The sequence below is a fragment of the Actinophytocola sp. genome (genome assembly GCF_036402745.1).
Taxonomy (GTDB): Bacteria; Actinomycetota; Actinomycetes; order Mycobacteriales; family Pseudonocardiaceae; genus Actinophytocola.
The window spans coordinates 1-22,801 of sequence record NZ_DASWSJ010000242.1 but is presented as its reverse complement, the minus strand read 5'-3'; the positions used below and the strand labels follow the sequence as shown (position 1 = coordinate 22,801).

General features: G+C 69.5%; 22 protein-coding genes. 6 read left to right on the top strand and 16 right to left on the bottom strand.

Features of this window, described 5'->3' with window-relative positions; translation table 11 throughout:
• Positions 1 to 20: 20 nt before the first annotated feature.
• From VGD70_RS22665 to VGD70_RS22620, 10 genes are all read right to left on the bottom strand, one after another.
• A complete protein-coding gene (locus VGD70_RS22665; RefSeq protein ID WP_331084500.1) occupies positions 21 to 1,202 on the bottom strand; it encodes a sn-glycerol-3-phosphate ABC transporter ATP-binding protein UgpC in 1,182 nt (393 codons plus the stop codon).
• A gap of 4 nt (positions 1,203 to 1,206) precedes the next feature.
• Entirely contained in the window at positions 1,207 to 2,049 is an 843-nt protein-coding gene (locus VGD70_RS22660; RefSeq protein WP_331084498.1) for a carbohydrate ABC transporter permease, read from the bottom strand.
• A complete protein-coding gene (locus tag VGD70_RS22655) occupies positions 2,049 to 2,993 on the bottom strand; it encodes a carbohydrate ABC transporter permease (RefSeq protein ID WP_414638030.1) in 945 nt (314 codons plus the stop codon). Before VGD70_RS22655 ends, VGD70_RS22660 begins: the two co-directional genes overlap by 1 nt.
• Positions 2,990 to 4,315 carry an ABC transporter substrate-binding protein gene (locus VGD70_RS22650; RefSeq protein WP_331084496.1) on the bottom strand — a complete coding sequence of 442 codons (1,326 nt, stop codon included), beginning with the start codon at positions 4,313 to 4,315 and terminating at the stop codon, positions 2,990 to 2,992. The genes VGD70_RS22655 and VGD70_RS22650 overlap by 4 nt, the downstream gene beginning before the upstream one ends.
• Before the next feature lie 187 nt (positions 4,316 to 4,502).
• Positions 4,503 to 5,024 carry a general stress protein gene (locus VGD70_RS22645; protein ID WP_331084494.1) on the bottom strand — a complete coding sequence of 174 codons (522 nt, stop codon included), beginning with the start codon at positions 5,022 to 5,024 and terminating at the stop codon, positions 4,503 to 4,505.
• Between the two features lie 257 nt (positions 5,025 to 5,281).
• Entirely contained in the window at positions 5,282 to 6,478 is a 1,197-nt protein-coding gene (locus VGD70_RS22640) for an acyl-CoA dehydrogenase family protein (protein ID WP_331084492.1), read from the bottom strand.
• 108 nt (positions 6,479 to 6,586) lie between these two features.
• On the bottom strand, positions 6,587 to 6,775 hold the full coding sequence (locus VGD70_RS22635) for a hypothetical protein (protein ID WP_331084490.1): 189 nt from the start codon (positions 6,773 to 6,775) through the stop codon (positions 6,587 to 6,589).
• Between the two features lie 117 nt (positions 6,776 to 6,892).
• Positions 6,893 to 7,705, bottom strand: coding sequence for a slipin family protein (locus tag VGD70_RS22630; protein WP_331084488.1), 813 nt, complete (start codon positions 7,703 to 7,705; stop codon positions 6,893 to 6,895).
• Between the two features lie 72 nt (positions 7,706 to 7,777).
• The gene (locus VGD70_RS22625; RefSeq protein WP_331084486.1) at positions 7,778 to 8,626 is read right to left on the bottom strand and encodes a CoA ester lyase; all 849 of its coding nucleotides are present in this window, start codon (positions 8,624 to 8,626) and stop codon (positions 7,778 to 7,780) included.
• Positions 8,623 to 9,693, bottom strand: a complete 1,071-nt coding sequence (locus tag VGD70_RS22620) for a CoA ester lyase (protein WP_331084485.1) — start codon at positions 9,691 to 9,693, stop codon at positions 8,623 to 8,625. Before VGD70_RS22620 ends, VGD70_RS22625 begins: the two co-directional genes overlap by 4 nt.
• Positions 9,694 to 9,779: 86 nt before the next feature.
• Here VGD70_RS22620 and VGD70_RS22615 point away from each other — a divergent pair, with 86 nt between their 5' ends.
• From VGD70_RS22615 to VGD70_RS22605, 3 genes are read left to right on the top strand one after another with little or no spacing between them, the layout of a single operon-like run.
• Positions 9,780 to 12,308 carry a serine/threonine-protein kinase gene (locus VGD70_RS22615; RefSeq protein ID WP_331084483.1) on the top strand — a complete coding sequence of 843 codons (2,529 nt, stop codon included), beginning with the start codon at positions 9,780 to 9,782 and terminating at the stop codon, positions 12,306 to 12,308.
• Between the two features lie 29 nt (positions 12,309 to 12,337).
• On the top strand, positions 12,338 to 13,621 hold the full coding sequence (locus tag VGD70_RS22610) for a magnesium transporter MgtE N-terminal domain-containing protein (protein WP_331084481.1): 1,284 nt from the start codon (positions 12,338 to 12,340) through the stop codon (positions 13,619 to 13,621).
• Entirely contained in the window at positions 13,614 to 14,135 is a 522-nt protein-coding gene (locus tag VGD70_RS22605; protein ID WP_331084480.1) for a DUF1003 domain-containing protein, read from the top strand. The genes VGD70_RS22610 and VGD70_RS22605 overlap by 8 nt, the downstream gene beginning before the upstream one ends.
• Position 14,136: 1 nt before the next feature.
• Here VGD70_RS22605 and VGD70_RS22600 read toward each other — a convergent pair whose 3' ends face one another.
• The gene (locus VGD70_RS22600; RefSeq protein ID WP_331084478.1) at positions 14,137 to 14,589 is read right to left on the bottom strand and encodes a MarR family winged helix-turn-helix transcriptional regulator; all 453 of its coding nucleotides are present in this window, start codon (positions 14,587 to 14,589) and stop codon (positions 14,137 to 14,139) included.
• Positions 14,590 to 14,681: 92 nt separating this feature from the next.
• On the opposite strand from VGD70_RS22600, the gene VGD70_RS22595 reads away from it, so the two are divergent.
• A complete protein-coding gene (locus VGD70_RS22595) occupies positions 14,682 to 15,827 on the top strand; it encodes an Mrp/NBP35 family ATP-binding protein (RefSeq protein WP_331084476.1) in 1,146 nt (381 codons plus the stop codon).
• A gap of 11 nt (positions 15,828 to 15,838) precedes the next feature.
• Here VGD70_RS22595 and VGD70_RS22590 read toward each other — a convergent pair whose 3' ends face one another.
• Entirely contained in the window at positions 15,839 to 16,417 is a 579-nt protein-coding gene (locus tag VGD70_RS22590; RefSeq protein ID WP_331084474.1) for a TetR/AcrR family transcriptional regulator, read from the bottom strand.
• Positions 16,418 to 16,501: 84 nt separating this feature from the next.
• On the opposite strand from VGD70_RS22590, the gene VGD70_RS22585 reads away from it, so the two are divergent.
• A complete protein-coding gene (locus VGD70_RS22585; protein ID WP_331084472.1) occupies positions 16,502 to 17,701 on the top strand; it encodes an FAD-dependent monooxygenase in 1,200 nt (399 codons plus the stop codon).
• Positions 17,702 to 18,185: 484 nt separating this feature from the next.
• Here VGD70_RS22585 and tatB read toward each other — a convergent pair whose 3' ends face one another.
• Genes tatB through sigE form a run of 4 tightly spaced genes read right to left on the bottom strand, consistent with a single transcriptional unit; the run spans position 18,186 to position 21,386 of the window.
• On the bottom strand, positions 18,186 to 18,569 hold the full coding sequence (tatB, locus tag VGD70_RS22580; protein WP_331084470.1) for a Sec-independent protein translocase protein TatB: 384 nt from the start codon (positions 18,567 to 18,569) through the stop codon (positions 18,186 to 18,188).
• A 49-nt stretch (positions 18,570 to 18,618) separates the two neighbouring features.
• The gene (locus VGD70_RS22575) at positions 18,619 to 20,142 is read right to left on the bottom strand and encodes a S1C family serine protease (protein ID WP_331084468.1); all 1,524 of its coding nucleotides are present in this window, start codon (positions 20,140 to 20,142) and stop codon (positions 18,619 to 18,621) included.
• 48 nt (positions 20,143 to 20,190) lie between these two features.
• On the bottom strand, positions 20,191 to 20,799 hold the full coding sequence (locus VGD70_RS22570; RefSeq protein ID WP_331084466.1) for a zf-HC2 domain-containing protein: 609 nt from the start codon (positions 20,797 to 20,799) through the stop codon (positions 20,191 to 20,193).
• The gene (gene sigE / locus VGD70_RS22565; protein WP_331084464.1) at positions 20,796 to 21,386 is read right to left on the bottom strand and encodes an RNA polymerase sigma factor SigE; all 591 of its coding nucleotides are present in this window, start codon (positions 21,384 to 21,386) and stop codon (positions 20,796 to 20,798) included. Before sigE ends, VGD70_RS22570 begins: the two co-directional genes overlap by 4 nt.
• Before the next feature lie 259 nt (positions 21,387 to 21,645).
• Between sigE and VGD70_RS22560 the strand changes: the two genes are divergently transcribed.
• Complete coding sequence (locus tag VGD70_RS22560) at positions 21,646 to 22,296, top strand: O-methyltransferase (protein ID WP_331084462.1); 651 nt, start codon at positions 21,646 to 21,648, stop codon at positions 22,294 to 22,296.
• Positions 22,297 to 22,801 lie beyond the last annotated feature (505 nt).

Genomic DNA, 22,801 nt, shown 5'->3' with positions numbered 1-22,801 from the left:
CAGCTACGTCCACCGCGGGTTCACTCCGCGTAGGTGAGGTTCTTCCCGTTGGCCGGGTCGAACAGCTGGATCTTGTCGGCGTCGAACCAGACGTCGACCTTCTCCCCTTCCTTCGCCGAGGACGCGGCCGACAGCCGGGTGACCAGCTGCGAGCCACTGGCCGGCACGTCGGCCGAACCCGCGTCGGCGGCCAGCTCCTCGAGCTCGGCGGACGTCGCGGCCTCACCCTCCACGGTGAAGTACACGTACTTGTCCGAGCCCATCGACTCCAGCACGTCGACCGTGGCCGTGAACGTCGAGCCCCCCGCCGCGGCCGCGGGGTCGAGCAGCTTCGCGTCCTCGAAGTGCTCCGGCCGGACACCGGCGATCACCTCGCGGGGCGCCTTCGCCGCCTCGGCCAGCCGGCGCACCCGGTCGGACAGCGTCACCTCGCCGAGCCCGGTGGACAGCTTCCCGTTCTCCAGCGTGCCGGGCAGGAAGTTCATCGCGGGCGAGCCGATGAACCCGGCCACGAACAGGTTCGCCGGGTTGTCGTAGAGGAACTGCGGCGAGCCGATCTGCTGGACCAACCCGCTGCGCAGCACCACGACCCGGTCGCCGAGGGTCATCGCCTCGGTCTGGTCGTGCGTGACGTACACGGTGGTGGTGGCCAGCTGCTTCTGCAGCTTCGACACCGACGTGCGCATCTGCACCCGGAGCTTGGCGTCCAAGTTGGACAGTGGCTCGTCCATCAGGAACGCCTTGGGGCTGCGCACGATGGCGCGGCCCATGGCCACCCGCTGGCGCTGGCCACCGGACAGGTTCGCCGGCTTGCGCTCCAGATGCTGGGTGAGGTCGAGGATCTGCGCCGCCTCGTCCACCTTGGCCCGGACGGTCGCGTCGTCCACCTTGGCCAGGCGCAGCGGGAACGCCATGTTCTCGCGCACGCTCATGTGCGGGTAGAGCGCGTAGGACTGGAACACCATCGCGATGTCACGGTCCTTGGGCGCCTTCTCGTTCACCCGCTGGCCGTCGATGCGCAGCTCGCCGTCGGAGATGTCCTCCAAACCGGCGATCATGTTGAGCATCGTGGACTTCCCGCAGCCGGACGGCCCGACCAGGATGATGAACTCGCCGTCGGCGATCTCCAGGTCCACTTCGGACACCGCGAGGGCACCGTCTGGGTACCGCTTGGTCAGCTTGTCAAGGACGATCTCTGCCATTTACCTAGCCCTTCACGGCACCGGACGTCAGCCCCGCCACGATGCGGCGCTGGAAGAACAACACGAACACGATGATCGGGATGGTGATCACCACGGCGGCCGCGGAGATCGTCCCGGTCGGTGCCTCGAACTGGGAGGCACCGGTGAAGAACGACAGCGCCGCCGGCACCGTCCTCGACGCCTCGGTCGAGGTCAGCGAGATGGCGAACAGGAAGTCGTTCCAGCAGAAGATGAACACCAGGATCGCCGTGGTGAACACGCCCGGCGCGGCCAGCGGCGCGATCACCCGGCGGAACGCCTGGGCCGGCGTCGCGCCGTCCATCTTCGCCGCCTTCTCGAGCTCCCACGGGATCTCCCGGAAGAACGCCGACAGCGTGTAGATCGCGAGCGGCAGCGCGAACGTGATGTACGGCAGGATCAGGCCGCCCCACGTGTCGAACAGCCCGAGGTTGCGCTCCATCTCGAACAGTGGCGAGACGAGCGAGACCTGCGGGAACATCGCGATCAGCAGCGAGACGCCGACCAGGGCCTGCTTCCCCGGGAAGTCCAGCCGGGCGATGGCGTAGGCGGCCATCGTGCCGAGCACCACCGCGATCAGCGTCGCGATGATCGCGATGCCGATCGAGTTGATCAGCGCGCGGATGAACTCGTTGGTGGTGAAGATGTCCCGGTAGTTCTGGAACGTCCACTCGCTGGGGAAGAACTTCTTGTCGGTCTGGCTCTCCGCCGTCTTGAACGACAGGGACAGCGTCCACAGCACCGGGATCAGCGCGTAGACGAGGATCACGATGTCCACAATGGTCCACCGCACCTTGCGGCCGGTGGTACTGCCACCGATGACGGCCATCAGCGCTTTCCTCCAGGGTCGTTACCGGGCGCCGAGGCACCGAACAACTTGATGAAGATGAACGCGATGATCGCCACCGCGATGAAGATCAGCACCGACATGGTGGAGCCGATCCCGAGGTTCAGACCCTTGATCAGGTTGTTGTAGGTCTGCATGGACACCGACGACGTGTCGTTCGCGCCCTTGGTGAGCACGAAGATGTTGTCGAAGATGCGGAACGCGTCCAGCGTGCGGAACAGCAGCGCCACCAGGATCGCCGGCTTCATCACCGGGATGATCACCTTGGTGAACCGCTGCCACGCGGTGGCGCCGTCCATCGACGCCGCCTTGAGCAGGTCGTCCGGCACCAGTGCGAGCCCGGCCATCAGCAGCAACGCCATGAACGGCGTGGTCTTCCACACCTCGGCGAGGATGATGATCAGCAGCGACGGGATCTGCTGGGTGAGCGGCGCCTCGGCGCCGAACAGGGAGGCCAGGTAGCCGGTGTCGGAGTTCCACGCGTAGAACCACGAGAACGCCGCCACCACGGTGACGATGCCGTACGGGATGAGGGAGACCGTGCGGACCAGACCGCGGCCGACGAGCGTCCGGTGCATCACCAGTGCCAGCAGCATGCCGAGCACCAGCTCGATCACCACCGACACGACGGTGATCAGCGACGTGATCCCGAACGCGGTCCACCAGTAGCCGTCGGTGAGCACGGCGATGTAGTTGTCGAGCCCCACGAACTGCCTCTGGTCCGGGAACCGCAGGTCGTAGCGCTGCAACGACAGCCACACCGAGTAGATGATCGGCCAGCCGGTGACCGCGACCATCACGATCGCCGCCGGCGCGCAGAGGAGCCAGCCGAGCCTGCGCTCGGCCCGCTTGCCCTCGCTGAGCACCGGCTTCTTCTTGGCCGGCACAACCTCTGCCGGCGCCTCCTTGTCCAACGTTTGACTCACGGCAGGACTCCCTTCGACTCCAGGGCCTTCTGCAGACCGTTCCGAAGTTCCTCAGCCGTCGCTTGTGGATCGATGCTCGATGGTGGGGAGAGCACCTTCGAGGTGATGGTGGACAGGTTCTGGTACACCACGGTCAGCGGCCGGACCGCCGGGTCCTTCAGTGCCTCGAGGATGGTGTCCTTCATCGGGTAGGCCGTGGACATGGTGGGCTTGTCGGCCGATGTCGCACCCGGACACGGCTCGATGGGCCGGTCGTCGGAGTAGATGCTCTCGATCGTCGGCGGGACGCCGTCGCAGATCGCCTGGAACTTCTGGCTGTCCGGACCACGCAGGCACAGGGCCGCCTCGAACGCCTCCGGCTTGTGCTGGGACAACGCGCTCACCGCGAGGTTGAAGCCACCGATCGTGGCCTTGCTCGGCCCGTCGACACCCGGGTAACGAGCCCACTTGAGATGCTTGGCCCGATCCGGGTTGCCGGCCTGGATGGCGGCGTACACGTACGGCCAGTTCAGCTCGAAGGCCGCCTTGCTGTCCGGTGCCTCGAACGCCTGCTGAACCTGCTGCTCCTGCGCGTTGGGCATCGACGGGTCGGTGAGCCCCGAGGTGGCGACCTCCTTGAGGAGCTTCAGCGCCTCGACGGCACCGTCGTTCATCACCACTTTCTTGCCGTCCTTGGACAGGATCTCCCCGCCGGCCGACGCGACCAGGGTGTTGTACTGGACCACCAGGCCCTCGTACTGGGCGCCGGTGAACAGGATCCGGTACGGCTTGCCGTTGTTCTTCAGCTCCTTGGCCATGTCGATCATCTCGCGCCACGTCTCCGGGGGCCGCGGCGTCAACCGGTCGTCATACCAGAGGAGCTGGATGTTGGTGTTCTTCGTGGCGCCGTAGAGCTTGCCGTTCCACTTGGCGGTCGCGAGGGGGCCCTGGAGCACACCCTGCTCGGCGTCGGACTTGTTCTCGCCCGTCCACTCCGCGAGCCACTTCGCCTCGGCGAACTCGGGCACCCACGTCACGTCGAGCCCGAGGATGTCCAGGCCGGTGTCGCCGGCGGCGAGCCGCCGCACCATCTGCTCGCGCTGACCGTCCGCGTCGCGGGGCAGCTTGCGGTAGACGATGTTGTAGCGCCCGTTCGCCTTCTCGTTGCACTTGTCTACAACGGTCTGGAAGTTCTGCTCGGGCGACAGATACACGTTGATGTCGTTGCCGCTGCCCGATGATCCGCAGGCCGCGATGGTCGGCGCGGCCGCGAGCAGGGCGGCTCCCGCCACCGCGCCCCGCCATCGGCTCAGAGGCCGGCCGGCCGTCCGGGTACTGCCCATGAAAAACCCTGCCTTCCCTTCCGTCGGCGACGGGAGGTTCGGCGGCATAAAGAAGCTGGCACCAGCACCTCGACGTGCCTCGGGAACGCGTGACCTGATGCGTTGGTGCACTGAACCTAGGCCCGATGATCACGAGTCGCAAGCCACATGGGCAACGATTCAGACAAGGCCTGTAACGACCGGCGGATTAGTCCATTCGGGGGCGCATGGCGAGCTTGGCGAGCAGGTCACGGCCCTTCTCCGCGTTGCGCGGCTGGGCGAGTACGTCGTACCGGCCGGCGACGAGCTGGCTGGCCGAGGCGATCTCGCGGCCGCTGCTGCGCGTGGTGGCGTACCCGACGGCCGCGAAGACCAGCCCGAACACCACCCCGGCGGACAGGCCGACGAGGATCGGCGCGAAGGACATGGTCTGGGAGCTGAACAGGCCGAGCAGCAGGCCCACGAACAGGCCGAACCAGGCGCCGGAGAGCGCACCGGTGCCGAGCACCTTGGGCCAGCTCAGGCGCCCGATGACGCGCTCGACCAACATGAGGTCGACGCCGACGATCGTGACCTCCTGGACCGGGAACTCGTTGCCGGCCAGGTACTCGACGGCCTGATGGGCCTCCTTGTACGTGTCGTAGGACCCGATCGGCCACCCCGACGGAGGGGTCGGCACCCTGGGAAGCCCTTGGCTCCCCCGTCCCGAGCCGGAGAACGCACCGGTCACCGTTGCTCACCTCGTTCAGCAGTTGACACCATCCTGCCAATAAGGGGCATTTGGTGCTAACCCCGCCGTCCCTTTGCTGCCGCTTGGCGTCCCGAGGCGAGCGGAGGACTAAGGCCTGTCTAGTAGATCATCGTGTGAAGTCCTGCACCGAGCACCGGAACCTCAGGGGACCGTGACGGCACCCAGCCACCACCCACCCCCGATACCCACACCATTCGCCGGGACCCAACGCACACTGTCAATCCCGGGGAGGCGGACTAGCCGCGCGACCTGTACTCGCGCAGCAGGCCGCGGCTGATGATCGTCTTCTGGATCTCGCTCGTGCCCTCGCCGATCAGCAGGAACGGGGCCTCGCGCATCAGGCGCTCGATCTCGTACTCCTTCGAGTACCCGTAGCCGCCGTGGATGCGGAAGCTCTCCTGGGTCACCTCGGCGCAGTACTCGGACGCGAGCAGCTTGGCCATGCCGGCCTCGACGTCGTTGCGCTCGCCGGAGTCCTTCAGCCGCGCGGCGTTGACCATCATCAGGTGCGCCGCCTCGACCTTGGTGGCCATCTCGGCCAGCTTGAACGCGATGGCCTGGTGCTGGGCGATCGGCTTGCCGAAGGTCTGGCGCTGCTGGGCGTAGTCCACGGCCAGCTCGAACGCCCGGATAGCGATGCCGCACGCCCGCGCGGCCACGTTGACCCGGCCGACCTCGACGCCGTCCATCATCTGGGCGAAGCCCTTGCCGGGCGCGTTGCCGAGGATCTTGTCGGCGCCGATCCGGTAGCCGTCGAAGACCGCCTCGGTGGTGTCGACGCCCTTGTAGCCCATCTTGTCGATCTTGCCCGGGATGGTCAGGCCGGGCGCCACCTCGCCGAACCCGGTCGGCTTCTCGACCAGGAACGCGGTGAGGTTCTGGTGCGGCTTCTCCGCGCCCTCGTCGGTCTTCACCAGCAGCGCGATGAGGTTGGAGCTGCCGCCGTTGGTGAGCCACATCTTGGCGCCGTCGATGACGTACTCGTCACCGTCGCGCTTGGCGCGGGTCTTGATCGCGGCGACGTCGGAGCCGAGGTCCGGCTCGGACATCGAGAAGCTGCCGCGCACCTCGCCGGCCGCCATCCGCGGGAGCAGGCTCTGCTTCTGCTCGCCGGTGCCGTACTGGCGCACCATGTGCGCCACGATGAAGTGCGTGTTGATCACGCCGGACACGCTCATCCAGCCGCGCGCGATCTGCTCCACCACGAGCGCGTAGGTCAGCAGCGACTCGCCGAGCCCGCCGTACTCCTCGGGGATCGTGAGGCCGAACAGCCCCATCTCCTTCATCCCGTCGACGATGTCCTGCGGGTAGGCGTCGTCGTGCTCGAGCTGCTGCGCGTGCGGGATGATCTCCTTGTCCACGAAGTCCCGGACCGTCGCGAGGATCTCCTGCTGCACGTCGGTCAGGCCGGCTGTTTGGGCAAGGCGGGCCATGGCGGGCGCTCCCTCCGGGGCGAAACTGGGGTTACCCGTCAGTATCGCGCGGTTAACGCGCGTTCGCGTCAGGAAGGTGCGCAGGGCCACTCACTGGCTTGATTCAGTTCAGAACAACCGGCCGGCGAGGTCCAGGCTGGCGCCGCAACCGCGGCAGTCGTCGGCGAGCACGTACACGTCCTGACCGCACCGACGGCAGGACTTGAAGCTCCGCTCGAACAGGTCGTCGTGGGCGGGTTGGCCACCGAATAACCGGGACCTTCTTCGCCCCTCCTTGCTGACGCGATGCTTTGCCATGCCCACACCCTCACCCGTTGGGGTGGGGGCGGGGCAAGTCCTTACCGTGATCTGTGCGTTATGTCACCGCAACCTTCGACGCTCTGTCACGTCTGAATATCGCCCTGTGCAGGGAAACTACTCAGCGTCATCGTTACGTTGCGGAGCGGGAGCCTCCACCGGCTTCACCGATTCAGGCGTCCCACGTGCGTGTTCGAGAAAGCGGAGCAGCTCCACCGGGAACGGCAGGACGAGCGTCGAGTTCTTCTCCGCGGCGACCGCGACGACCGTCTCGAGCAGCCGCAGCTGCAACGCGGCCGGGGTGTCGGACATGACCCGCGCGGCGTCGGACAGCTTCTGCGACGCCTGGAACTCGCCGTCGGCCGAGATGATCCGCGCGCGGCGGTCCCGCTCGGCCTCGGCCTGCCGCGACATCGACCGCTTCATCGACTCGGGCAGCGCGACGTCCTTGATCTCCACCCGGTCGATGTGGATGCCCCAGTCCAGCGCCGGCGTGTCGATCATCAGCTCGAGACCCTGGTTGAGCTTCTCGCGGTTGGACAGCAGGTCGTCGAGGTCGCTCTTGCCGATGATCGACCGCAGCGACGACTGGGCGACCTGGCCGACCGCGAACCGGTAGTCCTCGACGTTGATGATGGCCTGCTCGGGGTCGATGACCTTGAAGTACATGACCGCGTCGACCCGGACCGTCACGTTGTCCCGGGTGATGGCCTCCTGGCCGGGCACCGGCATGGTGACGACCTGCATGCTGACCTTCTGGAGCTTGTCGGCGATGGGCGCGATCAGCGTGATGCCCGGCCCGCGGATGGCCTCCCGTACCCGGCCCCAGCGGAAGACGAGGCCGCGCTCGTACTGCTTGATGACGCGCATGCTGGAGCTGGCCAACAGCGCGGCCACAGCAAGCACGATGATGACGATGTACAGGACCATGACGCCTCCCGGCACACCCCTCGATTTCGATGCTACGCCGGGAAACAAGCCGCCCGCGGGCCCTCGCGGTCGCTAGCCGAGGGCGTCCACGGCGGCCGCCAGAGCGAGGGTCCGGCGGGCGTTGTCGACGTGCAGGCTCTCGATCATCCGGCCGTCCACCGTGGCGACGCCGCGGCCCTCGCGCTGGGCCTGCTCGAAGGCGTCGATGATCCGCTGCGACCGCTCGACGTCGTCGGCCGACGGCGCGAAGACGCGGTTGCACGGCTCGAGCTGGCCCGGGTGGATCAGCGTCTTGCCGTCGAAGCCGAACTCGCGGCCCTGCCGGCACTCCTTCTCGAAGCCGTCGGCGTCGCGGACGTCGTTGTAGACGCCATCGAGGATCACCCGGCCGGTGGCGCGCGCGGCGAGCACGCACATCGACAGCGGGCCGAGCAGCGGGGCACGGCCGGGGACCTGCTCGGCGAGCAGCTCCTTGGCGAGGTCGTTGGTGCCGAGCACGAGAACGGTGAGCCGCTCGCTGGCGGCGGCGATCTCCGCGCAGTCCAGCACGGCCCGCGGGGTCTCGATCATGGCCCAGATCGCGGTGTCCGTGCCCTCCAGCGCGGCCTCGACGGCGTGCACCTCCGCCGCCGAGTTGACCTTGGGCACCACGACGGCGGCCGGCGCGGCCTGCGCGACGGCCTTCAGGTCGTCGGCGTGCCAGGGGGTGTCGACGGCGTTGACCCGGATCGTCACCTCGCGGCGGCCGTACTCGCCGGACGCGGCCGCCGCGCACACCCGGTCGCGCGCGGCGACCTTCGCGTCGGGCGCGACGGCGTCCTCGAGGTCGAGGATCAGCGCGTCGGCCGGCAGGGTCTTCGCCTTCTCCAGCGCGCGCTCGTTCGCGCCGGGCATGTAGAGGACCGAGCGGCGGGGCCTCATGCCAGCGCCTCCTTCGTGGCCTCGTCGTAGGCCTCGGCGAGGTCGGGGTCGCGCTTGGCCAGCTCGTCGGCGAGCTCGGCGACGACGTGGCACTGCTTGACGGTGGCGTCGTCCTGCATCTTCCCGTCGAGCATCACCGCGCCGGTGCCGTCGCCCATGGCGGCGATCACCCGGCGGGCCCAGGCGACCTCGGCCGGGTCGGGTGAGAAGACCTTCTTGGCGATGGCGATCTGGACGGGGTGCAGGCTCCACGCGCCGACGCAGCCGAGGAGGTAGGCGTTGCGGAACTGGTCCTCGCAGGCGACCGTGTCGCGGATGTCGCCGAACGGGCCGTAGTAGGGCAGGATCCCGGCGGCCACGCAGGCGTCGACCATGCGCGCGACTGTGTAATGCCAGAGGTCCTGCTGGTAGGTGGTCCGGCCGTGCTCGATGTCCTCGCCCACGGGGTCGGTGCGCACGAGGTAGCCGGGATGGCCGCCGCCGACCCGGGTGGTCTTCATCCGGCGGCTCGCGGCGAGGTCGGCGGGGCCGAGTGAGATGCCCTGCATCCGCGGGGAGGCCATGGCGATCTCCTCGACCCGCGCGACGCCGCTGGCGGTCTCGAGGATGGCGTGGACCAGCAGCGGCTTCGTGCTCCCGGCGCGCGCCTCGAGCTGCGCGAGGAGGCGGTCGACGTAGTGGATGTCCTCGGGGCCCTCGACCTTCGGGACCATGATCACGTCGAGCTTGTCGCCGATCTCGGTGACGAGGGTGAGCAGGTCGTCGAGGGCCCACGGTGAGTCGAGGCTGTTGATCCGGGTCCAGAGCTGGGTGTCACCGAAGTCGGTGGTCCTGGCGATCCGAACCAGCCCGTCGCGCGCAGCCTCCTTGCGATCCGCTGCGACGGCGTCCTCGAGGTTGCCGAGGAGCACGTCGGTCTTCGGGACCATGCCGGGGACCTTGGCGGCCATCTTCTCGTTGCCCGGATCGAAGAAGTGGATCATCCGGGACGGGCGGAACGGAATCTGCCGCACCGGTTCCGGCGCCCCGACCGCGAGGGGGCGGAAGAAGTCCTTCGGTGAGCGCATCGTTGCCTCCAACCCTGTGCTACCTGCCGGTAACCCTAGGGCGTGGCCGGCGCCCGTGCGCCACACATGTCACCCGTTCCACATTCGTGTTCGGCGCGCTCGCTCTACGCTCCAGACTGTCGGGAGGGGTTAGCGTGGCGGAGTGGTCGTTGCCGGGTTACACCGAGTTGGCCCGGCTCGGTCAGGGTGGTTTCGGCCGGGTCGTGCTGGCGAGGCGCGCCGACACGGGCGAGGTCGTCGCGATCAAGTACCTCTTCGCCGGCGGTGACCGCGCCGCGTTCCGCCACGAGGCCGCGATCCTGCGGCGGGTCGTCAGCCCGTTCGTCGCACGCCTGTACGCGTTCGTCGAGACCCCAGCCGGCGCGGCGATCGTGATGGAGGCCGTCCCCGGCGTCTCGCTGCGGGCGGTCCTGGACCGTTCCGGTGTGCTGGCCCCCGAGTCGGCGCTGGCTCTGCTGAAGGGTTCGCTGCTGGGCCTGGCCGCGGCCCACGCGGCCGGCACCGTCCACCGCGACTACAAGCCGGGCAACGTGCTCGTGCAGCCGAACAACCAGAGCAAGCTGGTCGACTTCGGCATCGCCCTGCTGGCAGGCCACAGTGGACAGGCCGGCGGCACGCCCGCGTACATGGCGCCGGAGCAGTGGCTGGGCCACCCCGCCACGCCGGCCACGGACGTCTACGCGGCCACCTGCGTGTTCTTCCAGTGCGTCACAGGCGGCCGCCCGTACGAGGCCACAACGACCGAGGAGCTACGCGCCCTCCACGCGACCGCCCCGCCCCCGCTGGCCCGCGTCCCGGAACCGTTGCGGCCCTTGATAGCCCGAGGCATGGCCAAGTCCACGGCCGACCGCCCGGCGGGCGCCGCCCCCTTCGTGGCCGAACTGGAGGCGGCCGCCCGCGCCGGCTACGGCCACAACTGGGAGCTCGAGGGCTGGCAACACCTGGTCGGCTTGGCGGGCGTCTTGCTGGCGGCGTCCCCGATGGCATGGGTGATCTCAGCCACCGGCGTACTGGGCCCCGCCACTGCTTTGCTGACCACCGGCGCCACCGCCTTGGCCAGCGGCACAACGGCAGCCGGCACAGTTGCGGCCGGCACAGCTTCGGCAGGCGCGGGGACCGCCGCAGGCACCCTGGCGGCCGGCGCAGGAACCGCCGGTGGCGGCGCGGCAGCGGGCGGCGCAGCGAGCGGAGCCGCCGCCGGCCTGGCCACAGGCGGTGCCGGCGCAGCAGCCGGAGGCGCAGTCGGCGCGGGAGGACTGGCCAGCGGCCTCGCCGGGACAGCGGCGAGTGGCGCAGCCGCAGGAGGTGTCGGGACGGCCGCCGGCGCCGCAGCCGCTGGCGGCGCCGTCGGAGCAGCGGGCGGATCAGCGGCGGCGGGCGGCGCTGTTGGCGCAGCAGGAATGGCCAGCGGCCTCGCCGGTGGCAGCGTCGGCACAGCGGCCAGCGGTGCCGTTGGCACAGCAAGTGGCGCGGCCGCCGGAAGTCTCGGTACCGCAGCCGGTGCGGGCGGAGCTGGCGCAGGCGGAGCCGCCGGCGGCATCGCCGGAAGCGCGGCGGGTGGCGGCGCGGCGGGTGGCGCCGGGGGTGCTGCCGGCGCAGTGGCGGGTGGCGCCGGTGGAGCAGCCGGTGTGGTGGCGGGTGGCGCCGGTGGAGCAGCCGGTGTGGCAGCTGGAAGTGGCGCTGCCGCGGGCGGCGCGGTCGCGGGCGGCGTGGCTGCCGGAGGTGCGGCGGTCGGAGGTGCGGCGGTCGGAGGTGGTGCGGCCGCAGGCGGTGTCGCGGCGGGTGGGGCCATCGCCGGTGGCGGCGCGGCCACCGTGGCGGCCGGGACCGGCGGCGTGGCTGCCGCCGTTGCCGCCAAGATCGCGGCCGTCGTGGTCGCCGTGGCGGTTGTCGTCGGTGCGACCGTGATCGTCGTCGGGGTCAACTCGGGTGGTTCGCCGCCCGCCGAACAACAGGCGCTCCGCGTCAACTCCCAGACCGTCCGAACCACCTACGACGACGTGATCCTCAACGTCTCCGCGCAGGTCGTCCAGGTCTCCGGCCACCCGGACAGCGCCGTCCAGCAACGCATCAACAACGGCCTCCGGGCACCGGTGAACGACGAGATCAGCCGGCTGCGCGACAACATCGCCGGCACACGCGAACTGACGCCCGGCCACCCGCAGCAGAACGCTCCCTTCAACCTCGACACGACCGCCAAAGTCCTGCTGCGCAACGACGACTTCCTCTCCGTCCATTACGACCACGCAGTGGTCTCGGACCTGATCACCAACAGCGACTGGAGCACGGCGAACTCCACCACCGTGAACCTGCGCACCGGCGAGACCCTCGCGCCGGACGCGATCCTCACCGAGAACGCGGACCTCACCCAGGTCGCCAGGGCACTCGACCGCGACGGCGGGGTCTGCGGGATGCCCGGCGTCCTGTCGATCACCAGGGACGACTTCGGCGACGCCGTGCAGGTCGGGTTCACCCGCCGCGCCATGGAGTTCACCCTCGAGCTGCCTCGGCTGTCCGGGTTCGCGAACGCGTGCGGCATCAAGACCATCGCCGTGCCGTACGGCGAGCTCGACGGCCTCGACCGGAACCTGGTCGCGAAGCTCACCGCCGGGTGATCTGCTGGCCGAACGGCTAGCCTGACGCCGTGGGCTCCTCGAGCAGGGTGTTCGTCGCGCAGCTGGTCGGCCTGCCGGTGTTCGGGCCTGACGGCGAGTCCATCGGCAAGATCCGCGACGTCGTGGCCTCGCTGCGCACCGACCGGCAGGCGCCGCGGGTACTCGGCGCGGTCGTGGAGCTGGCGACCCGGCGGCGGATCTTCGTGCCCATGCTGCGGGTCACCTCGATCGACGGCACCGCTGTCACGCTCGCCACCGGCTCGGTGAACCTGCGCCGCTTTCACCAGCGCCCCAACGAGGTCCTCGTCGTCGGCCAGCTCCTCGACGCGCGCGTGACGGTCGTGTCCACCGGTGCGCCGGCGGTGGTGGTCGACGCCGCGATGGAGCCCACCCGCACCCGCGACTGGGTGCTCGGCCGCGTCGCGATCCAGCAGCGCACCGGCAGGCTCGGCCGCCGCGGGCCGATCCAGGTGCTGCGCTGGGAGGAGATCCGCGGGCCCGCCGTCACCGATCTGTCCTCCACCCCGCAGGGCACCGACCAGCTGCTGGCCGTCTTCGACACGATGCGGGCCGCCGACGTCGCCGCCGCGATGCGCGAGCTGCCGGCCAAGCGCCGATACGAGGTGGCCGACGGGCTGGACGACGAGCGGCTCGCCGACGTGTTCGAGGAGCTGCCCGAGAACGACCAGAAGGACCTGCTCGCCCACCTCGACGAGGAACGCGCGGCCGACGTCCTCGAGGCCATGGACCCCGACGACGCCGCCGACCTGCTCGCCGAGCTGCCGGAGTTCGACCAGGACCGGCTGCTCGAGCTGATGGAGTCCGAGGAGTCCGACCCGGTGCGCCGACTGCTCGCCTACTCCGCCGACACCGCGGGCGGGCTGATGACCCCGGAGCCGATCGTGCTGAGCCCCGACGCCACGATCGCCGAGGCGCTCGCCCTGGTCCGCAACCCCGATATCACTCCCGCGCTCGCCAGCATGGTCTTCGTGTGCCGGCCGCCGTCGGCCACGCCGACCGGCCGCTACATCGGCTGCGTGCACCTGCAGCGGCTGCTGCGCGAGCCACCCTCACAGCTGGTGGCCGGCGCCGTCGACGCGGCACTGGCCCGGCTGCCACCGGACGCGTCGCTCTCCGATGTCACCCGATACTTCGCCGCCTACGACCTGGTGTGCGCGCCCGTGGTGGACGACACCGATCACCTGGTCGGCGCCGTCACCGTCGACGACGTGCTGGACCACCTGCTACCCGCCGGCTGGCGCGAGGACGGTCCGTGGGAGCCGAGCGCGGAAGGCGAGACCGCCGATGCCTGAACTGCACACCCGCCGTCGACTGGACCAGCCACGCGCGCCCCGCCGGCTGCGGCTGTCGTGGGATCCGGAGGCGTTCGGCCGATTGTCCGAGCGGCTCGCCCGGTTCCTCGGCACCGGCAAGTTCCTTTTCTGGCAGACGCTGCTCGTGATCACGTGGATCACGCTGAACCTGACCGCGGCCTCATTGCGCTGGGATCCCTACCCGTTCATCCTGCTGAACCTCGCCTTCTCGACCCAGGCCGCGTACGCCGCGCCGTTGATCCTGCTCGCGCAGAACCGTCAGGACGACCGTGACCGGGTGTCGCTCGAGGAGGACAGGGCACGCGCTCTCCAGACCAAAGAGGACACCGAGTACCTGGCTCGGGAGCTGGCCGCACTGCGGCTCGCGATCGGCGAGGTGGCCACCCGTGACTACCTGCGCGGCGAGCTCGACCGGCTGCGCAAGGACCTCAACCCGAGGCCCCGCCCGACGGCCGAGACGGTCCGCGAGGACGCCCGCTGGGCGGACAGCTGAGCTACTCGGCGAGCCGAGAGCACTTCTCCCCGAACTCGGCGAGCTCCTTGGCATCGAAGTGGTCGATGAAGTGCCGCACCACGCCTGCCAGGTGAGTACGTGCGGCGGAGCGCAGCGTGTCGACACCCTTCGTCGTGAGAACCGCCACCACACCGCGACCGTCGCCGGTGAAACGCTCGCGAGTGACCATGCCGGCCACCTCGAGCCGATCCACCAGCCGGGTGACGCCCGATCGCGACAGCAGGACCGCGTCCGCGAGCTCGGCCATTCGCAGTCGTCTGCCAGGGGCCTCCGCAAGCTGAACCAGTACGTCGTACCCGCCGAGGGACAGCGGATGCTCGGCAACCAGTTCCGTCTCCAGGACGCGTACCAGCCGCGCGTGTGCCCGGAGAAACGAGCGCCACACGTCGAGCTCATCCCCGGTCGGTCTCCGGGTCACGGCTGGCTCCGCCACGATCGTGATGTTACGGAATGCGTGCGTCCACCCGCATGACGACGAATGTGGTCACCGGTCCGGTGGTAGTGAAGTGCCCGTAGCATGACTGTGTGACGACTAGCGAGCCAACTCAGGTTCCCGACGTCGATGCCGTTCGTACGGCATTGGCCGACGTGCAGGACCCAGAGATCCACAAGCCGATCACCGATCTCGGCATGGTCAAGAACGTGACCATTGGGGAGAACGGCACCGTTCATGTGGAGATCTTCCTGACGGTCTCCGGCTGTCCGCTGCGCGACAAGATCACCAAGGACGTCACCGCCGCAGTGTCCGCGGTCGATGGAGTGCGCCATGTCACGGTCGAGATGGACGTGATGAGCGATCAGCAACGCACCGATCTCCGCCGCAAGCTCCGCGGCGATGCCGAGGAACCGCGAATCCCCTTCGCTGAGCCAGGTTCACTCACCAGGGTCTACTGCGTGGCGTCCGGCAAGGGCGGGGTCGGCAAGTCGAGCGTCACGGTCAACCTCGCGGTGGCGATGGCTGCTCGCGGACTCTCGGTCGGCGTGGTCGACGCCGATATCTACGGCCACTCGGTGCCCAGGATGCTGGGCGCCCATGGCAAGCCGACCCGGGTGGAGAAGATGATCCTCCCGCCCGAGGCAAACGGCGTGAAGGTCATCTCCATCGCCATGTTCACTCCAGGCAACACCCCCGTGGTGTGGCGCGGCCCGATGCTGCATCGCGCGCTGCAGCAGTTCCTGGCCGACGTGTTCTGGGGCGACCTCGACGTTCTGCTCCTCGACCTCCCTCCTGGCACCGGTGACATCGCCATCTCGGTGGCCCAACTGATCCCGAACGCTGAAATCCTTGTGGTGACGACCCCGCAGCAGGCCGCGGCCGAGGTGGCCGAGCGCGCTGGCGCGATCGCCGTGCAGACCCGCCAGCGGGTGGCCGGCGTGATCGAGAACATGTCCTGGCTCGAGCTGCCCGACGGCTCACGGATGGAGCTGTTCGGCTCCGGCGGCGGCGCGGCGGTGGCCGAGTCGCTGTCGAAGGTGATCGGCGCCGAGGTGCCACTGCTCGGCCAGGTGCCGCTCGACCCGCGGTTGCGCGAGGCCGGTGACAACGGCGTGCCGCTCGTGACATCGGCGCCGGACGCCGAGGCGTCGAAGGCGCTGACCGCCATCGCGAACCGGTTGTCGACCCGTGCGCGCGGACTGGCAGGCCGGATGCTGTCGGTGTCGCCCGCCTGATCCTGATCCGCTCAGTCCCTGGGCGGCATGAGGTCATGGGCGATCAACCGCACGGCCTCGAGCAGGTCCGCGCCGGATGGGACGCTCTCCGGGTCGCCCAGGTACTGGGCGGCCAGCCCGGCTAATAAGGCTTGGTAGAGCGCGCCTATCTTGACCGCCTCCTCGTCGTCCTCGGTGATGACGCCGAACATGTCTGCGAGCGCGATACGGGCCTGCCGGGTGTCCTCGGCGAACGACATGCGTAAGTCGGGCTCGCGCTCGAGGACGGCGAGTAGCTCGAACTGGACCGCCCACAGCTTCGCCGACCGCTGGAACGACTCGATCACCTTCTGCCAGATGGCAGCGAACCGGTCGGCCATCCGATCGGTCGGGAAGTCGCTGGTCATGATGGCCCCGACCGCGTTGCCCCACTTCTCCAGCGCCTCACGCAGCGCTTGCTTCAGCAGCTCCTCCTTGGAGCCGAAGTGATAGCCGATGCCGGCAAGGCTCACGCCGGACCGCGAGGCGATGTCGCGCGCGGTGGTGCGCGCGTAGCCCTTCTCGTACAGGCACTCCTCGGCACCGGCGAGGAGGTCTTCTCGGTTTCCCATGGCGTCCACCGTACCACTGTCTGACACAACCGTGTGAGACAGACGTGTTGCACATATGTCTGACACATGTGTACTGTCGACCTCATGAGAAACACGAACGTTCTGATCTCCGGCGCCAGCGTCGCCGGGACCACGCTGGCCTACTGGTTGCACCGCAACGGCTTCACGCCCACCGTGGTGGAGCGCGCGCCCGAGATCCGCGAGGGCGGCTACAAGATCGACATCCGCGGTGCGGCGCTCACCGTGGTCGAGCGCATGGTCCCGCTGGACGAGATCCGCAGGCTGCGCACGGACGTGCAGGGCGCGTCGGTGGTCGACGCCACCGGGCGCCGCGTGGCCAGCATGGACGGCGACACCTTCGGCGGCCGGGAGCACGGCGACGCCGAGATCATGCGTGGCGACCTGAACCGCCTGCTCTACGAGCTCACCAAGGACGAGGTCGAGTACGTGTTCGACGACTCGATCGCCGCGCTCACGTCCTTATCCGACGGCGTGGAGGTGACGTTCGCCAGTGGCACGAAGCGACGGTTCGACCTGGTCATCGGCGCCGACGGGCTGCACTCCAACACCCGCGCCCTGGCGTTCGGCGACGAGGCCAAGTACGTGCGCGACCTCGGCTACCACGTGTCGATCTTCAGCGTGCCGAACCACCTGGAGCTCGACCGCTGGGAACTGACGTACGTCGGTCCAGGTCGGACGGCGCTCACCTACAGCACCGCGCAGGACATCGGCGCGAAGGCGATGTTCCTGTTCGAGACCGGTTCGCAGCGGTTCGACCACCGCGACCAGGCGATGCAGCAGCGCGCGCTGGCGGACGCGTACGCCGGCGAGGGGTGGGAGATCCCGCGGCTGCTGGACGGCATGGGTGGTGCGCCGGACTTCTACTTCGACTCGCTGAGCCAGGTGCACATGGACAGCTGGTCGACAGGTCGGGTGGCGCTCGTCGGTGACGCCGCGTATGCCGCGTCACCGGCGTCCGGGCAGGGCACGAGCCTGGCGCTGGTGGGTGCGTTCGTGCTGGCCGGCGAACTGGCGGCGGCGAAGGGTGACTTCGAGGCGGCGTTCGGTGGGTACGAGGAGCGGATGCGGCCGTTCGTGGCGAAGAACCAGGCGCTGGGGCCGGCGAACATCAAGCGGATGGTGCTGCGGAGCAAGGGGCAGGTGCGGATGTCGATGATCATGTTGGGGCTGATGGCGAAGCTTCCCGGCCGGGATCGTTTGCTGGCGAAGGTGACGGCACCGATCCAGAAGGCGGCCACGGCTATCTCGCTGGAGAGCTACTGAGTTTCTCGGCTGGTTGGAGGACCGGGGTGGGGCTGGAGCGTGGGGCGGCGAGTTGAGCATGGAACTGGGTTTTGCAGGCCGACGGACGTTGGGCTGTTGGTTCCGGGGCCGGGCCTGGGGTGCGGCAGATCGGGCGGTGGGGTGAGCACAGAGATGGGTTTACCGGGCTTGGGCGGCCAGAGGCTCCGGCCTGCCGGCAGATAGGGCCTAAGCGCGAAAGGGTCCTAGCCGGCCGGGCGTTGGGCGTTGACTGTTGGCGTGGTGGGCCGTTGGGCTGCTGAGCGGACGGGTGCTGGGGTTATGGCCGAGCGGCGGGTGGCGGCGGAGCTTCAGCACTTAATTGGGATCGCTGGCCGGGGGCACCTGGGCGGCGTGGCCAGCGGATGAAGCATCGGACTCGAGCAGACGTCAGGGTCCGTAGCCAGCCATCGGGAACTCCCGCTTCTCGCGGCCGGGGTTTTGCGGGTCGGGTTTTGCGGGTGGGTCAGGTGGCGTCGGGGTCGAAGGGGGCCTTTTCGCCGGGGGTGGGGTCTTCGCGCTTGGCCGCCGGGGGTGGGGGCGGGGTGTGGCCGTTGGGCTTGCTGTGGCCGTTCCCCGAGTCGATGTCCTCGAAGAGGTGCTTCGTCACTGCTCGGCGGGGGTCGAAGTTGCGGAGCTGTTGCAGGTCCTGGAGGGGCTTGCGGAGCTCGTCGAAGTCGTCGCCCATCTCGGAGCGGAGTTGGTCTCTCGCGCCCGTCGCGTACTCGCGGACCTTGCGGACGTTGCGGCCTAGCCACGCGGCCGCGCTGGGCAGGCGTTCCGGGCCAAGGATGAACAAGCCGGCCACCACGATGATGAGGATCTCGGCCCAGCCGATGCTGTCGAACACTGTGGCCTACCTCCGCCGCCCGTACCTCTGCAAGTCCCAGCGTAGCCAATCAATCCGACTGGAGGGTCACCTGAACCGTCAGCTCACGGCCGCCCCTCGCCAGCACGACCGGGACCTTCTCTCCGGCCTTGTGCTTGCGCACCGCGATGATCAGCTCTGCGGCGTTCGCGACGTCGCGGTCGCCGACCTTGGTGATGACATCGCCCTGCTGGATGCCCGCCTTGCTGGCCGCGCCGCCGTCCTTCACGTTCTGGACCCTCGCACCGTCGGCCGTGTCGGCGGACACCGACGCCGCGTTGACACCAAGGTCGGAATGGTGGACCTTGCCGTCGCGGATCAGGGCCTCGGCGATGGTCCTGGCGTCGTCGATGGGGATGGCGTAGCCGAGGCCGACGCTGCCCGAGTTGGCGTCGGTGGTCGCGATGGCCGAGTTGATGCCGACGAGCGCGCCCGTCGAGTCGACCAGCGGGCCGCCCGAGTTGCCTCGGTTGATCGGGGCATCCGTCTGGATGGCGTCGTAGATCGCCGGCTCGCCGTCCTGCTCGCCGGCCGCCACGGGACGGTGCAGGGCGCTGACGATGCCCTGCGTCACCGTGTCGGTGAGGCCGAGGGGCGAGCCGATCGCGATGACCGAGTCGCCGACCTGGAGGTCCGAGGAGCTGCCGAGCTGCAGCACCGTGGGGTTGGGCACGTCGACCTTGACGACCGCCAGGTCGGTCTTCGGGTCCGTGCCGACCAGGGCCGCCTTCACGCGGGTGCCGTCGTTGAACACCGCGGTGATCTGCTGGCCCTCTGTGGCGGCGCCGCCCAACGTGACCACGTGCTCGTTCGTGAGGATGTAGCCGGAGCTGTCGATGACCGCACCCGAGCCGAAGCCGCCGCCCTGCTCGACCTTGACCTCGATCGAGACGACGGCCGGCCGGACCCGGCGCGCGATGTCCGCGACCGATCCGGCGGGCCGCTCCTTGCCGGGGCTCACCTCGGCGAGCGTGACGTTGCTGTGCAGCGAATCCCCACTGCGGGCGATGAACCAGCCGGCCACCCCACCGGCCGCGCCGACCAGCACGGCGACCAAGACCAGCGTGAGCAGCGCGGTGACCTTGACCCGCCGGCCGAAGATCAGCTCGGGCAGGCTCAGCAGCTGCCCGGCGGGCCGCGTCTTGGCCTTCTTGCCGCCGTGGAGCTTGGCGTCCTCGGCGCCCAGCGCGGGTGGGCCGATGACCGCACCAGCCGCGGGATCGCGCCAGGGATCGCCGGCAGCCTCGTCGTCCCACGGGTCGACGCCGTTGGGCGCCTCCCCGGTGGGCGGGCGCTGCAGGACCTCGGTGGCGCCAGCCGGCCGACCGAACGCGCTGGCCAGCGACTCGGGTGCGGGCGGAGCAGCCTTCATCTCGCCGAACGCCGAGCGCGCACCAGGAGCCCCCCCGGGCGGAGGCGAGAACGCCCCGTCGACCCCGGCCGGACGGCCGAACACCGCCGCGCTGGAGGAATCCACCTGCGGGCGGTGCAGCGGTCGAGGGCCGAGGCGAGGACGGTCGGCGCCGTTCGGCTCGGGGAACACCTGGTCGTTCATCGGGCCCAAGCCTGCCTGATCACCGGTGAAGTTGGCGTAGCGGTGGGGCTAGCGGCCGGCGGTGCGCAGCGTGACGTAACCCGCCTGCTGCTGGACGCTGTCCGCACCGACCGCTGGCCGGTTGGCGTCCGGTGGAGTCTGCGGCTTGGGCTCGTCGCCGCCACCGCCGGTGGTGACCAACGCGAGCGCGCCGAGCACGAGGCCCGACACGACGACGCCGGCACCTTGAGCAGCGCGGCGGCTGGGTCGACGGCCGAGGACCGACCGGCCCTCACCGAGCTTGGCGGACGAGCCGAGTGGCGCGCTGGACCCAAAAGGGACCGAGCTCGCTGGCATCTGGTCAGGCTTCTGGACGACGACCAGCTGGCCGTCGGCGGTGATGGCGAGGCCGTCCGGGGTGGCCGGGATCTCGACCTGCTGAGGGATGGCCCGCAGCGTGGCGAGCAGCGCCGCCGGCACCGCCGGCATGTCAGCCGACTGGACGGCAGAGGCCGCCTGCCGCTGAGCCACGATCTCGGCCGCGCAGTACGCGCACCTGACCATATGGGACGCTGCTCGGTCGTGTGCCCTCGGCGGCAGCTCGCCGTCGACGAAGGCCACCACCGCGTCCGGCAGAAGGTGCTGTTCGGACAGACCCCAACCGCGCTCGTCGGTCACGACCTACCCTCCGATACCAGTTCCCTGCGCCGCTCCAGCGACGCGCGCAAAGCCTGTCGTCCCCGGTGGATCCTGCTTCGAACAGTACCCAACTTCACGCCCAGGGTGGCGCCGATCTCCTCATACGACAGGCCCTCGACGTCACAGAGCACGACGGCCGCGCGGAACTCAGGGGGCAACTCGTCGAGAGCGGCCTGCAGATCTGGGTCGAGATGCGTCTCCGCGTACACCTGCTCCGGGCTCGGGTCGTCGCCGGCGAGCCGGTCGGTGTCCTCGGGGAGGCCTTCCATGCGCAGCCGTGAGCGGCGGCGGGCCATGTCGAGGAAGAGGTTGGTGGTGATGCGGTGGAGCCAGCCCTCGAACGTGCCCGGCTTGTAGTTGGCCAGCGAGCGGAACACACGGATGAAGGTCTCCTGCGTGAGATCCTCCGCGTCGTGCGCGTTGCCCGTGAGCCGGTAAGCAAGCCGGTAGACGCGGTCCGCGTGTTCGCGCACGACCTCGTCCCACGACGGTGGGGTCCAGTTGGACTCGTCCAGCTGCACCGGGTGCGCCTCGGCTATCACCGAGCCTGTCGACTGCGTGTGCATCGGGCGGGTAGCCACCTCCTTGGGGCTGTCTGCCCCACTGCCACTCTCAACGCCGACCCTGCTCATCGTGTTCCCCACCCTCGCCTGTCGCGGTCCCGGATATCCCCTATACCGCTGTTGGTCCCCGTCAAACGTGAATGATGGGGTACCTCGATGTGAAGGTAGTGAGAGTCGGCTGAGAGGCGCCTGAGAAATGCCCGGACCTCACTAGACGCCGCGTTCACCCGATTCCGCCCCGACAACGCTAATCTCACACTCCGTGGCATCCGATACGCCGACGATCGACTCAGAAGCGCTGAGCGCGTACGTCGAGGGCTACCTCACCGAGGACGACGCGCTCGTCTCGGCTCGCGCGCGGAGCAACGAGCTGGGTTGTGCGCCGATCTCGCCCGGGGGCGGGGCGGCGCTGCGGTTCCTGACCACCGCCCTGCGGGCCAAGGCCGTCGTGGAGGTCGGGACCGGCGCCGGGGTCAGCGGGCTGTACCTGCTGCGCGGCATGGCCGCCGACGGCGTCCTGACCTCGATCGATGTCGAGCCGGAGCACCAGACCGCGGCCAAGAGGGCGTTCGCCGAAGCCGGGGTGCCAGCCGGGCGCGCCAGGCTGATCATGGGCCGGGCGCTGGACGTGCTGCCGCGGCTCACGGAGGAGGCGTACGACCTCCTCTACGTCGACGCCGCGAAGCCCGAGTACCCGACCTACCACGAGCAGGGTGTGCGGCTGCTGCGCCCGGGCGGGGTCATCGCGTTCGACAGCGTCCTGTGGTCCGGGCGGGTGGCGAACCCGGCGCGCCGGGACGCGGAGACCGTCGCGCTGCGGGAGGTCGCCCGAGCCGTCCGCGAGGACGACCGCCTCGTCCCGGTTCTGCTTCCGATCGGCGACGGCTTGCTGGTGGCCGCGAAAGCCCACTAACGGGTGATTTCCCGAACGACCGGCGCCACTCGCACCCCAAGTTATCCACAACCCCCGCCTGACCAGCCTTTTCGTCGGTACCGACCGATAGAATGGATGCATGGGGTGCCCCCGGAGTGGGTGGGGGCTGCCCTCGCGGGCGCGCGTGCGCGCGAGGGCAGTTGGTGGAGGCTGCCCTCGCGGCGCGTGCGCGCGTGGGCGTTGGTGGAGCGAGGGCCGAGGGCATTCGCGAAGTCCGGGCGATCCGGACGACCGCATTGGGGGCTTGAGGACGTCGACGAGCGCGAGCGGCGTCGGTGCCCGGGCACGAGGACGCTGGCGATGCCGGGCGCGACTTCGGCCACACGGGCGTCCGAAAACGCGAGACGCAGGCCAGGGCCGTGGCCGCCTACTCGACCCGTTCGCCCTTGCCCAGGACCACTACGCCGCCCGGGCTCACCGTGTAGCGCGCTCGGTCGGCGGACAGGTCGACGCCGATCTGGGCGCCGTCGTCGACCACGACGTT